This window comes from Novosphingobium sp. B-7 (genome assembly GCF_000410615.1).
Lineage (GTDB): Bacteria > Pseudomonadota > Alphaproteobacteria > Sphingomonadales > Sphingomonadaceae > Novosphingobium > Novosphingobium capsulatum.
On the sequence record NZ_KE148362.1, the window covers coordinates 10,193 to 22,796 of the forward strand.

At 65.7% G+C, this 12,604-nt stretch carries 13 protein-coding genes; 9 read left to right on the forward strand and 4 right to left on the reverse strand.

From position 1 onward, the window contains the following. Both H926_RS27685 and H926_RS0114175 read right to left on the reverse strand, forming a co-directional pair. Nucleotides 1–221, reverse strand: a 221-nt coding sequence (locus tag H926_RS27685) for an NTP transferase domain-containing protein (RefSeq protein WP_148291753.1), incomplete at its 3' end; no start/stop codon positions are given. Continuing rightward, nucleotides 218–721 carry an Lrp/AsnC family transcriptional regulator gene (locus tag H926_RS0114175; protein WP_022676900.1) on the reverse strand — a complete coding sequence of 168 codons (504 nt, stop codon included), beginning with the start codon at nt 719–721 and terminating at the stop codon, nt 218–220. The genes H926_RS0114175 and H926_RS27685, both read right to left, overlap by 4 nt. 143 nt (nt 722–864) lie before the next feature. Here H926_RS0114175 and H926_RS0114180 point away from each other — a divergent pair, with 143 nt between their 5' ends. Genes H926_RS0114180 through H926_RS0114190 form a run of 3 tightly spaced genes read left to right on the forward strand, consistent with a single transcriptional unit; the run spans nt 865 to nt 4,503 of the window. Further along, nucleotides 865–2,160, forward strand: a complete 1,296-nt coding sequence (locus H926_RS0114180) for a thiamine pyrophosphate-dependent enzyme (RefSeq protein ID WP_022676901.1) — start codon at nt 865–867, stop codon at nt 2,158–2,160. Next, nucleotides 2,157–3,188, forward strand: coding sequence for an alpha-ketoacid dehydrogenase subunit beta (locus H926_RS0114185; protein WP_028658018.1), 1,032 nt, complete (start codon nt 2,157–2,159; stop codon nt 3,186–3,188). The genes H926_RS0114180 and H926_RS0114185 overlap by 4 nt, the downstream gene beginning before the upstream one ends. A gap of 4 nt (nt 3,189–3,192) precedes the next feature. Further along, nucleotides 3,193–4,503 carry a dihydrolipoamide acetyltransferase family protein gene (locus H926_RS0114190; RefSeq protein ID WP_022676903.1) on the forward strand — a complete coding sequence of 437 codons (1,311 nt, stop codon included), beginning with the start codon at nt 3,193–3,195 and terminating at the stop codon, nt 4,501–4,503. A gap of 137 nt (nt 4,504–4,640) precedes the next feature. On the opposite strand, the gene H926_RS0114195 is transcribed toward H926_RS0114190, so the two are convergent. Beyond that, nucleotides 4,641–5,561, reverse strand: a complete 921-nt coding sequence (locus tag H926_RS0114195) for an SDR family NAD(P)-dependent oxidoreductase (RefSeq protein WP_022676904.1) — start codon at nt 5,559–5,561, stop codon at nt 4,641–4,643. Then, nucleotides 5,558–6,502, reverse strand: coding sequence for an SDR family NAD(P)-dependent oxidoreductase (locus tag H926_RS0114200; protein WP_022676905.1), 945 nt, complete (start codon nt 6,500–6,502; stop codon nt 5,558–5,560). Before H926_RS0114200 ends, H926_RS0114195 begins: the two co-directional genes overlap by 4 nt. 189 nt (nt 6,503–6,691) lie before the next feature. Between H926_RS0114200 and H926_RS0114205 the strand changes: the two genes are divergently transcribed. The 6 genes from H926_RS0114205 to H926_RS27690 form a co-directional block, all read left to right on the forward strand. After that, nucleotides 6,692–8,122, forward strand: coding sequence for an MFS transporter (locus H926_RS0114205; protein ID WP_051146374.1), 1,431 nt, complete (start codon nt 6,692–6,694; stop codon nt 8,120–8,122). Between the two features lie 54 nt (nt 8,123–8,176). Further along, a complete protein-coding gene (locus tag H926_RS0114210) occupies nt 8,177–8,932 on the forward strand; it encodes a nuclear transport factor 2 family protein (protein ID WP_022676907.1) in 756 nt (251 codons plus the stop codon). 10 nt (nt 8,933–8,942) lie between these two features. Continuing rightward, complete coding sequence (locus H926_RS0114215) at nt 8,943–10,379, forward strand: NAD-dependent succinate-semialdehyde dehydrogenase (protein ID WP_022676908.1); 1,437 nt, start codon at nt 8,943–8,945, stop codon at nt 10,377–10,379. Nucleotides 10,380–10,463: 84 nt separating this feature from the next. Further along, nucleotides 10,464–11,150 carry a DUF2490 domain-containing protein gene (locus tag H926_RS0114220; protein ID WP_028658020.1) on the forward strand — a complete coding sequence of 229 codons (687 nt, stop codon included), beginning with the start codon at nt 10,464–10,466 and terminating at the stop codon, nt 11,148–11,150. 37 nt (nt 11,151–11,187) lie between these two features. After that, complete coding sequence (locus tag H926_RS0114225) at nt 11,188–12,243, forward strand: amidohydrolase family protein (RefSeq protein ID WP_022676910.1); 1,056 nt, start codon at nt 11,188–11,190, stop codon at nt 12,241–12,243. A 34-nt stretch (nt 12,244–12,277) separates the two neighbouring features. Next, nucleotides 12,278–12,604 (forward strand): NAD(P)H-binding protein (locus tag H926_RS27690; protein WP_043609648.1); only part of this gene is annotated, 327 nt, incomplete at its 3' end.

A 12,604-nucleotide genomic window follows, 5' to 3' on the forward strand; every position in this document is an offset into this window, starting at 1 on the left:
TGCGGCGCCTGGGGCGGATCGAGTGCCACGCGGGTAAAGCCTGGCAGGGCTGGCACATCGGGCGCGGCGACGAGGATGCGTTGCGCCAGGGGCAGGGCGGCGGTGGCAGCGGCGACGTGTTCGATTACCGGTTTGCCGGCCAGCAGGGCCGCGAGCTTGCCCCCGCCGAAGCGGCTGGCGCGCCCGGCGGCGAGCAGGACCAGGGCGATGTTCCGGCTCATCGCGCGCGCCGGATGCGGCTTTCGCTGATCAGCGGGGCCGGGCGGTTGATGAATGTCTTGAGCGCAAAGCTGCTTTGCACATGGGCGACGCCCTCGATCTGCGTCAGCCGTTCGAGCAGTTCGCGGTAGTGATCAAGATCGCGCACCACGCAGCGCAGCAGGAAGTCTGACCCGCCCGACATCAGAAAGCCGCTCATGATTTCGGGCAGCTGCGCCACTTGCGCCTCGAACCGGTCGAGCGCCTCGCGCTGCTGGCGTTCGAGCGTGACCGAGACGAACACGCTCATCTTGCCGGCCAGCGCGCGTTCGTCGAGCCGGGCGAAATAGCCGGTGATGAGGCCGGCTGCCTCCAACTGGCGCACGCGGCGGATCGTGGGGGTGAGCGAGAGGCCGATTTCCTCGGCCAGATCGCGCCAGCTCATTCGGCCATCGCGGGTGAGGCATTGCAGGATGCGGATATCCCAGGAGTCGAGTTCGGGCGGTGCGGTGGTTTCCGACATGTAAGCATGAATGCACTACATTTTGCTAAGCTGGTAGTGCAAAGTGCACTCCCGTGCTTTTACCTGCCCCGCAATTGGCAACCCTTTCCAACCCTTTCGCGTTATGCTGCCAGGGAAACCGAAAGGCCTGGGAAAGGATAATCGTGGCAGAATTCGCCAACCAGCAGCCCCTGGCGCTGCATGTGCCCGAGCCCAAGGCGCGGCCCGGTGCCGAGCCGGACTGGAGCGGCCTCAACCTGCCGCCGGTGGGCGCGCAGCCTCGCCCGGATGAGGCCTGCGCCGCTGCAGATACCTGGCCCTTGTGCACCGACCTGATCCGCGTGCTGGATGAAAATGGCCAGGCCGTGGGCCCGTGGAACCCGCGGCTCGATCCCGAAACCCTGCGCGCCATGCTGCGCAACATGGCGCTGACCCGCGCGTTTGACGAACGCATGTTTCGCGGCCAGCGCCAGGGCAAGACCAGCTTCTACATGAAGTGCACCGGCGAAGAGGCGACCTCGGTGGCGCCGGCCATGGCGCTGGCGGCCGATGACATGGTGTTTCCCAGCTATCGCCAGCAGGGCATCCTGATCACGCGCGGCTATCCGCTGATTGAGATGATCAACCAGATCTATTCCAACAAGGCCGACAAGCTGAAAGGCCGCCAGCTGCCGATCATGTATTCGGCGCGCGACTATGGCTTTTTCACCATCTCGGGCAACCTGGCCACGCAGTTGCCGCAGGCGGTGGGCTGGGCCATGGCCAGCGCGATTTCGGCCGATACCCGCATTGCCGCTGCCTGGGTGGGCGAGGGATCGACCGCCGAGGGCGATTTCCATTCGGCGATGACCTTTGCCACCGTCTACAACGCGCCGGTGGTGCTCAACGTGGTCAACAACCAGTGGGCCATTTCCAGCTTTTCGGGCTTTGCCGGGGGCGAACGCCAGACCTTTGCCGCGCGGGCGATCGGCTATGGCGTGGCCGGGCTGCGCGTCGATGGCAACGATCCGCTGGCGGTCTATGCCGCTACGCGCTGGGCGGCCAACCGCGCCCGCAGCAATGCCGGGCCGACGCTGATCGAGCATTTCACCTATCGCGCCGAGGGGCATTCGACCTCTGACGATCCCTCGCAATACCGCAGCGCGCAGGAACGCAGCACCTGGCCGCTGGGCGACCCGATCGTCCGGCTGAAGAACCATCTCATCGCGCTCGGCGAATGGGACGAGGATCGCCAGGCAGCGATGGACCAGGAACTGGCCGAGGCGGTGAAGGCCGCCACGCGCGCGGCCGAGGCCAACGGCGTGCTGGGCCACGGCCTGCACCATCCGTTCCACACGATGTTCGAAGACGTGTTCGAGACGCTGCCCTGGCACCTGCAGGAGCAGAGCGAGCAGGCCATGCGCGAGCGGCGGATCAAGTGGCCCGACTGGCGGCCCGAAGATGGAGACGATATGCCATGACGGACCAGGGAACGAGCCGTCGCATGACGATGATCGAGGCGATCAACGACGCCCTCGACGTGATGATGGAGCGCGACCCCGCCGTGGTGATCATGGGCGAGGACGTGGGCTATTTCGGTGGGGTGTTCCGCGCCACGGCGGGCCTGCAGAAGAAGTATGGCAAGACCCGCGTGTTCGATACCCCGATCAGCGAATGCGGGATTATCGGCGTGGCGGTGGGCATGGGCGCCTATGGCCTGCGCCCAGTGCCGGAAATCCAGTTTGCCGACTATATCTACCCCGGGCTGGATCAGCTGGTGTCGGAAGCGGCGCGGCTGCGCTATCGCTCGGCCGGGGAATTCATCGCGCCGCTGACGGTGCGCTCGCCGTTTGGTGGTGGCATCTTTGGCGGGCAGACCCACAGCCAGAGCCCGGAAGCACTGTTCACCCATGTCGCCGGCCTCAAGACGGTGATCCCGTCAAACCCGCACGATGCCAAGGGGCTGCTGATTGCCGCGATCGAAGACAACGATCCGGTGATCTTCTTCGAGCCCAAGCGCATCTACAACGGGCCATTCACCGGCGCTTATGACAAGCCGGTGGAGCCGTGGAGCAAGCACCCCGACAGCGAGGTGCCCGAGGGCCATTACACCGTGCCGCTGGGCAAGGCGCGCGTGGTGCGCGAAGGCGAGGCAGTGACGGTGCTGGCCTATGGCACGATGGTTCACGTCGCGCATGCCGTATGCATCGACAAGGGCGTGGATGCCGAGGTGATCGACCTGCGCACGCTGGTGCCGCTGGATATCGCCACGATCCGCGAGTCGGTGCGCAAGACCGGGCGCTGCATGATCGTGCATGAGGCGACCCGCACCGGCGGGTTTGGCGCAGAGCTTTCCGCCCTGGTGCAGGAGCATTGCTTCTACGAGCTGGAAGTGCCGATCGAGCGCGTGACCGGTTTCGACACGCCCTATCCGCACAGCCTGGAATGGGCCTATTTCCCGGGGGCCGTACGCATCGGCGAAGCCCTCGACCGTATCTGCAAGGATTGATCCCATGGCGCTTTACACCTTCCGCCTGCCCGACATCGGCGAAGGCATTGCCGAGGCCGAGATCGTTGCCTGGCACGTGCAACCCGGCGACACGGTGGGCGAGGACAGCCCGCTGGCCGACATGATGACCGACAAGGCCACCGTGGAAATGGAAAGCCCCGTGGCGGGCCGCGTGGTTTCGATCGCCGGCGAAGTGGGTGATCGCATTCCGATCGGCTCCATGCTGGTGGAGATCGAGGTGGCCGGCGAGGTTGGGGAAGGGGCTTCGACAGGCTCAGCCCGAACGGAACCTGAGCACGACGAACCCGCACCCGTTCGCCCTGAGCCTGTCGAAGGGCGCTTGCCGGACGTGGAGGTTGCGCAGGGGGCTTCGACAAGCTCAGCCCGAACGGAAACGAGGCAGGAGGAAACCGCACCCGTTCGCGCAGAACCTGCTACCGGACACCAGAGCGCCCGCGTGCTCGCCAGCCCGGCGGTGCGCCAGCGCGCCCGGGAACTGGGGATCGACCTGGCCCAGGTGCGTCCGTCGCAGGATGGGCGCCTGCGCCATGGCGATCTCGACCAGTTCCTCGCCTATAATCGCAGCTATGCCCCCGGCGCGGCGGCGCGGGCGGATGAGCAGGTCAAGGTGATCGGCCTGCGCCGCCGCATTGCCGAGAACATGGCCGCGTCCAAGCGCGCGATCCCGCATTTTTCCTATGTCGAGGAATGCGATGTCACCGCGCTGGAAGAACTGCGCGCGCAGCTCAATGCCGGCGGCCTCGATCGTCCGCGCCTGACCATGCTGCCGCTGCTGATCGTGGCGATCTGCCGCACGCTGCCGCAGTTCCCCATGCTCAACGCGCGCTATGACGATGAAGCCGGCGTGGTGACGCGCCACGGCGCGGTGCACCTGGGCATGGCGACGCAGACCCCGGCGGGCCTGATGGTGCCGGTGATCCGCAATGCCCAGGCGATGAACCCCTGGGCCCTGGCGCGGGAAATCGCCCGCCTGGCCGATGCCGCGCGCAACGGCACGGCCAAGCCGGACGAGCTTTCCGGCTCTACCTTCACTATCACCTCGCTCGGCCCGCTGGGCGGCGTGGCGACGACGCCGGTGATCAACCGGCCGGAAGTGGCGATCATTGGCCCCAACCGCATTGTCGAGCGGCCGATGTTCATGCCCGATGGCCTCGGCGGCGAACGCATCGCCAAGCGCAAGCTGATGAACATCTCGATCAGTTGCGACCACCGCGTGGTCGATGGCTGGGATGCAGCGAGCTTTGTCCAGGCGGTGAAGAAGCTGATCGAAACGCCGGCGCTTATTTTGGCGTAATTCCGGCTTTGCCGGAATTACGCTTGCGGCACCGGCCCGCTCCCCCACCCGACCTCCCATAGGGTACTATCGTTGGGAGGTCGGGTGGGGGAGCGGGCCGGTGCCGCAACGCCGAAACGTCAGTTTCGGCGCAAACGTCAAAAATCCGACGCGCGCGAGGCGGCGCGGGCCTTGGCGAATGAGTCGCGGCGGAAGGCCTCGAACGCCACGCGCTGGTCGTGCCCGGCATCCTTGGGATAGTCGCGGTATTCGGCGATGATCTCGTCAAAGATCTCACGCATCTCTTCCTTGTGATCGGGGTGCGAGAAAATGTGCAGGCGGTTTTCGCGCATGGCGTCGAGCGTGCGCTGCGCGATCACGTCGGGCTCCATGCCGAATTCGTGGACGCCCGCCAGGCGCTCCACGGCTTCCTGGTTCACCGGCTTGGCGCCACCCTTCAGGCTGTCGGGGCGGATCGCGTCGCTGGCGTAGATATAGCTTTTGACCAGGCCCGGGCACAGCACCGAAACCCCGATGCCATATTGCAGCAGCGAATAGTGCAGCGATTCCGAAAGGCCGCGCACGGCGAACTTGGTGGTGTTGTAGATTCCTGGCGTGCCGGCGGCGAGGAAGGCGGCCATTGAGGCGGTGTTGGTAATATGCCCGCCCTTTTGCGTGCCGGCCTTTACCCGTTCCACCATGCGCGGCACGAAGGTCATCACCCCGTTGATCACACCGTGAAGGTTGACGCCGAGCAGCCAGTCCCAATCGTCATAGCTTGATTCCTCGATCGGCTGGAAAAGGTTGACCCCGGCGTTGTTGAACAACAGCGAGACCGGGCCGAATTCGGCCTCCACGCGGTCAGCCGCCTCGCGAAACGCCTCGCGGCTCGACACGTCGAGTTGGACGCCCATGACTTCGCGGTTGTCGAGGCTGGCCAGGGCCTGGTCGATCGAATCCTGGCGAATGTCGGCAATCGCCACTTTGCAGCCTTCGTTGAGCAACTGGCGGACGAGGCCGATGCCGACGCCGTTGGCGCCGCCGGTGACGAAGGCCGTGCGGCCGGCAAAATCCTTCATGCGGTTACTCCCATCCGGGTGGCCTTGAGTGCGTTTTGCCGCTCGATCTCGGCGGTGATCGCCGGGTTGCGGAACAGCATGGCGAACGTCTGCTTGTATTCGGGGTTTTCCGGCAGGTGGGTCTGCACCGCGGCGGTGGTCGCCTCGCCCCGTTCCTTCACGCCCACCAGGAATTCGGAGTGGGTGAGGATATAGAGTTCATCGTTGAGGATGCCTTCGAGCACGCGCTCCCCGACCTGCTCCTTGGTCTGGTAGAGGTGCGAGAAATTGCCGCCGGCCTGGCGGCGCTTGTCGGCTTCGGCATAGCCGGTTTCGGCCAGCTCTGCCGGGCGGGTCTTGCCGGCTTCGGCAATGTTGGATTGCACCGCGCCGGGGCAGAACGCGGAACAGATCACCCCGCGCGATTCCAGTTCGGGGCGCATGCATTCCATCATCGAGGTGACGGCCGCCTTGCCCGAGGAATAGATCGTGGTCGCCGCCGCCGGCACGAGGGCGGACATCGAGGCGGTGTTGACGATATGGCCGCCTTCGCCATGGGACAGGATGCGCGGCAGCACCGTGACGATGCCGTTGATCGTGCCGCCCAGGTTCACGCCCATGACCCAGTCCCAATCGGCGAAAGTGGCGAGGTCGGTCGGGCCGACCACGGCGACGCCGGCATTGTTGACCAGGATGTGGATCTTGCCAAAGCGCGCCTCGATCGCATCGGCCACCGCGGCATAGTTGGCGCGGTCGGTCACATCGAGCTTGAGCGCGAGGACGCGGTCGGTCGCCCCGCCGGCCACGTCGGCCAGTTCGGCGCTACCCTGCGCCAGGTGATCGTCGCGAATATCGGCAATCGCCACGTTCATGCCCGCGCCCAGCAGCGCCTTGGCGATTCCCAGGCCAATTCCGCTGGCCCCTCCGGTGACGAGTGCTGTTTTGCCCGGCAGATTCTGCATGGTTCCTCTCCGTTTTTGCAAGATAACGTTTGTTATGGTGGCGCGCGTTGATCGCAGCCCGTCATTTGTTTTTGTGCCTACCCTATTCACTACCTGAGAATTGTATGCAAGACTAACAATGATCCGGATGAAAATGGCCCGATTCCAAGAAAGGCCGGCCGGGAGAGGAGAGACGCGATGGCAGGTGCAATGGCACCGACGATCCCCGATGACGGGGTAGCCGCCCTTCAGGCAGAGGCAGCGTTCGACAGCGAATCGGCCGTGCCGACAACGCAGCCCTGGCCAGCGGCGGGCGCGGCGTGGTTCGCGCTGTTCGCCATCGTGCTGGCCACGTTCCTCAACTTCTTTGACCAGACCGTGTTTGGCATGCTGGCCCAGCGCATCAAGCAGGATTTCGCGTTGAGCGACGAGGCATTGGGGTTCCTGGGTGGGCCGGCCAGCGTGATTTTCTTCGTGGTGGTGGGCATCCCGCTGGCGCGGTTGGCCGATATCTATCCGCGCCGCCTGGTGCTGGCCGGCGGCATGCTGGCGACGGCCACGATCATGGCGCTGGGCGGCATGGCGCAAAGCTTTGGCCAGTTCGTGGGCAGCCGCATGTTCCTGGGCGCGGGCGGATCTGCCCATGCGCCGGCGTCCTATTCGCTGCTCGCCGATTTCTTCCCGCCCAAGAAGATCACGCGCGCCTTTGCCGTGCTGCAACTGGGTTTCATCGGCGGCACCACGGTGGGCGTGGCGCTGGGCGGCAAGTTGATCATGTGGCTGGCGGGCCGGCCCGATCCGGTACTGCTGGGCCTGCGCATCCATTCCTGGCAGCTGATCCTGCTGGGCGAGGCGGTGGCGGGCCTGCTGGCGGCCCTGCTGCTGCTGGCGATCCGTGAACCGGCACGACGCGGCCATCAACCGGCCGCGCGCCAGGGCGGCGTGGCGGCTGAAACCAGCCTGGGCCGGCGCGTTGTGGCGTTCACCGGATTGGACGCGGTGCGTGCCATCCATGCGCGTGGCCGCGTCTATTATCCGCTGTTCCTGGGGCTGGCGCTGGCCGCGATCGAAACCTTTGGCCTGGCGTTCTGGCGGGTGCCGTTCATGATCCGCACTTATGGCTGGGACGAGGGACGCATCGGCATGGTCATGGCGCCGATGCTGCTGGTCAGTTCGCTGCTGGGCATTTTCCTGGGCGGCGTTTTCGTGGAATGGATGGCCAAGCGGCACAAGGACGCCAACGTGCGCTGTGCCGCGATCCTGTTTGCGCTGGTCACGATCTGCGCGATTACCGCGCCGCTGATGCCGACCGGCGAGACCAGCCTGGCGGTCATGGCGCTGGGCGGGATGTTCGGCCTGGCCGGCGCCGTGCCGCAGAACGCGGCGATCCAGCGCATCGCACCCAACGAGATGCGCGGTCAGGTCACCGCGATCTATCTGTTCATGTTCACTTTCTTTGGGGCGATGGGCAGCTTTGTGGTGGGCGTGGTGGCGCAGCGCATCGTGGGGGTGGAAGCGCAGCTGTGGAAGGCGCTGGTGATCACCGCCGGCGCGCTGCTGCCGATCGCCACGGTGTCGATGATCCTGGCGATCCGGCCCTATCGGGAAGAAGTGGCGCGTCTGGAAGCGCAAGGGCGTTGACAGCCGCTTGCTGATCCGCAATTTGTTAGTGACACATACAAAATGGAGAGAGCGATGACGGGCGAAGCGGCAGGCGATCGTATTGCGCTGCTTGAACAAAAGCTGGCCCAGGTGGAAGCCCGCCTGACCGTGCGCGAGGACGAGCTGGACGTGCGCAAGCTCCAGCATCTCTATGGTTATCTGATCGACAAGTGCCTCTATAACGAAACGGTCGACCTGTTCACCGACGATGGCGAAGTGCGCTTTTTCGGCGGTGTGTGGAAAGGCAAGGAAGGCATTCGCCGCCTCTATGTCGAGCGGTTCCAGAAGCGCTTCACCTATGGCAACAACGGCCCGATCGATGGCTTCCTGCTCGATCACCCGCAGTTGCAGGATATCATCGATATCCAGCCCGATGGCGTCACCGCGCTGGCGCGCGCGCGCTCAATGATGCAGGCCGGGCGACACAAGGATTTCGAGGGCGACGCGCCGCACCTCAAGGCCCGGCAATGGTGGGAAGGCGGCATTTACGAAAACACCTACAAGAAGGTGGACGGCAAATGGCGCATGCATATCCTGAACTACATGCCGATCTGGCACGGTGATTTCGAAAAGGGCTGGGCGCACACGCCGCCCGAGTACGTGCCGTTCCCCAAGGTGACCTATCCCACCGATCCCAGCGGGCCGGATGAACTGCTCGAAGGCCACTGGCTGTGGCCCACGCACAAGATCACCCCGTTCCACATGAACCACCCGATCACCGGCAAGCCGATCGAGGCGCAGCGCCTGCAGCGCGACCTCGATCACGATGCCGCGATCGCTGCGAAGTAAGCCCCAGCCCATGACCACGACGACCTATCCCTCGCTTTGCATGATCATCAACGGCCAGCGCGTGAGCGGGGGTGGGCGGCGCACCCACGCCGTGGTCAACCCGGCGACGGGCGCGGTGCTGGGCGAACTGCCGCTGGCCGATGTCGCAGACCTTGACGCCGCCCTCGATGTGGCGGCGCAAGGCTTTGCGCTGTGGCGCAAGTCCACCCCGCAGCAGCGTGCCGCCGTGCTCAATGGCGCGGCCCGGCTGATGCTGGAGCGGCAGGAAGACCTGGCGCGGATCGCCACGCTGGAGCAGGGCAAGACCCTGCCCGAGGCGCGGATCGAGGTTCTGATGAACGTCGGGCTGTTCCAATTCTATGCCGGCGAGGTGCAGCGCATCTATGGCCGCGCGCTGGTGCGGCCCACCGGCATGCGCTCTACCGTCACGCACGAGCCGGTTGGCCCGGTGGCGGCCTTTGCGCCATGGAATTTCCCGCTCGGCAATCCCGGGCGCAAGCTGGGGGCACCGATCGCCGCAGGCTGTTCGGTGATCCTCAAGGCGGCCGAGGAAACCCCGGCCAGCGCGCTGGGCGTGCTGCAATGCCTGCTCGATGCCGGGTTGCCGCCGCAAGTGGCGCAGGCCGTGTTCGGCGTGCCCGACGAGGTCAGCCGGCATCTGCTCGGCAGCCCGGTGATCCGCAAGCTGTCGTTCACCGGATCGACCCAGGTGGGCCAGCACCTGGCCAAGCTGGCGGCCGACGACATGAAGCGCACGACGATGGAATTGGGCGGCCATGGCCCGGTGCTGGTCTTTGCCGATGCCGACCTTGATCGCGCGATCGAAACGGCGGTGGCGCACAAGTATCGCAACGCCGGGCAGGTCTGTGTCAGCCCGACGCGGTTCATCGTGGAAGAGCCGGTGTTCGAGGCTTTCCGCGATGGCTTTGCCGCCCGCGCGGCGCAGGTGCGCGTGGGCAACGGGCTGGAGGATGGCGTGCAGATGGGCCCGATGGCCAATCCGCGCCGGCCTGAGGCGATGGAGCGCCTGATCGGCGACGCCTTGGCGCGCGGCGCACGCCTGCACACCGGTGGTGAGCGGGTGGGCAATGCCGGGTTCTTCTTTGCGCCCAGCGTGCTGTCTGACATTCCCCTGGATGCCGCGATCATGAACGAGGAGCCGTTCGGGCCGGTGGCGCTGATCAACCGCTTTGCCGATGCCGATGCGATGATCGCCGAGGCCAATCGCCTGCCCTATGGCCTGGCAGCCTATGCCTGGTGCCAGGGCCATGCCACCCGCGCCCGCGTGGCGGCCGAGGTGGAAACCGGCATGCTGGGCATCAACACGACGATGATCGGCGGCGCCGATGCGCCATTTGGCGGGGTGAAATGGTCGGGCCACGGGCACGAGGATGGCCCCGAAGGCCTGATGGCGTGCCTGGTGACCAAGACCGTGCACGAAGCCTGATGCGCAACGTTATGGGCGGGCAACATTCGGGAAAAGCAAGCGGCATAGCGGGGCAGGCTTGTCTGCTGCCTGCCGGAGTGCCCGATGCGCCGAATGCTTTTTCCTGCCCTGGTCCTTGCCGCCACTCCCGCTCTGGCGGCGGAGGACGACGCGCAGGTGTGGCTGGCGCAGCAATCGTTCCTCAACCTCAACCAGGACCTCGTGCTGTTCACCGACGTGCAGCTGCGCCTGACCGACGATGCGCAGCGCGCCGGGCAAGCGATCGTGCGCGGGGCGCTTGGGGTCAAGCTCGACCGGTCGACCACAGTCTGGGGCGGCTATGGCTATATCCGCAGCGATCCGCTGGGCGGGCGGGTGAGCCACGAACACCGCGTGTTCGAGCAGGTGACCTGGCGCGCGTTTGGCGACGGGGCGGGCAATGGCACCACGCGCCCGACGCTGACCGGGCGCACCCGGCTGGAACAACGCCTGGTCGACGGGCAGGGCGGAACGGGTTGGCGCCTGCGCCAGCTGGTGCGGCTCGACGTGCCGCTGGGCAAGCCGGGCACGCCGCAGGCGGTGGTCTGGGCCGAACCGTTCGTGGGCCTCAACCGCACCGGCTGGGGCCAGAAATCGGGTTTCGACCAGCTGCGCGGCTTTGCCGGCGTGGCCTTGCCGGTGGGCCGCGGCATCAGCGTGGAGGCGGGCTATTCCGGCCAGTATGTCTCGCGCCCGGCGCGCGAGGATCGCATGAATCACATTGCCAGTCTGTCGCTCATGATCCGCAGGTGATCGCGCGCGGGCCGGCCCATAACCAGGAGAGGCCCGCATGACCCAGGATCTGAAAACCGGCGGCGCGCAAGGATATTTGCGCATCGCCACCGAGGAAGCCTTTGCCACCCAGGAACAGGTCGATGCCTATCTGCGCATGATCCGCGATGGCGAGGCGGACATGGGGCTAGTCTCGCTTTGGGGGTTTTACGCCCAATCGCCGTCGGAGCGCGCGGTGCAGATCATGGAGCGCCTGCTCGACCTGGGCGAGCGGCGCATTGCCGACATGGATGCGACCGGCATCGACAAGGCGATCCTGGCGCTGACCTCGCCCGGGGTGCAGCCGCTGACCAACCTCGACGAAGCCAAGGCGATTGCCACCCGCGCCAACGATCGGCTGGCGAGCGCCTGTGAAGCCTATCCCGACCGCTTCATCGGGCTTGGCACCGTGGCCCCGCAGGACCCGGAATGGTCTGCCCGTGAAATCCATCGCGGCGCCAAGGAACTGGGCTTCAAGGGCATCCAGATCAACAGCCACACGCAAGGGCGCTATCTCGACGAGGAATTCTTCGATCCGATCTTCCGTGCCCTGGTCGAGGTGGACCAGCCGCTTTATATCCATCCCTGCACGCCCCCCGATGCGATGATCGGGCCGATGCTGGAGGCAGGCCTGGATGGCGCCATCTTTGGCTTTGGCGTGGAAACCGGCATGCACCTGCTGCGGCTCATCACGATCGGCATCTTTGACAAGTATCCCAGCTTGCAGATCATGGTCGGCCATATGGGCGAGGCGCTGCCCTATTGGCTCTATCGCCTTGATTTCATGCACCAGGCCGGCGTGCGGTCACAGCGCTATGCCCGGATGAAGCCGCTCAAGAAGACCATTGCCGAATACCTGCGCTCCAACGTGCTGGTGACCAATTCCGGCATGGCGTGGGAGCCGGCGATCAAGTTCTGCCAGGAGGTGATGGGCGCGGACCGCGTGATGTATGCGATGGACTATCCCTATCAGTATGTGGCCGATGAAGTGCGCGCGATGGACGCGATGGACATCACGCCCGAAACGAAGAAGAAGTTCTTCCAGACCAACGCGGAACGCTGGTTCAAGCTGTAATCTTGTCGATCACGCAGGCCGAAGGAGAATGAGCATGTACGCTGTTGCGGGTGCATCGGGCCAACTGGGGCGTCTGGTGCTGGCTGAACTGGTGGCCAAGGTGGGCGCTGGCAATGTCGTGGCGCTGGCGCGCGATCCGGCCAAGCTGGAAGGCAGCGGCGTGGCCGTGCGCGTGGCCGATTACGACAAGCCCGAAACGCTGGCGCCGGCGCTGTCCGGGGTGGAGCGGCTGCTGCTGATCTCGGGCAATGCCGTGGGCGCACGCGTGCCGCAGCACGCCGCCGTGATCGACGCGGCCAAGGCGGCCCGCGTCGGCCTGATCGCCTATACCTCGATCCTCCATGCCGACACCTCGACCATC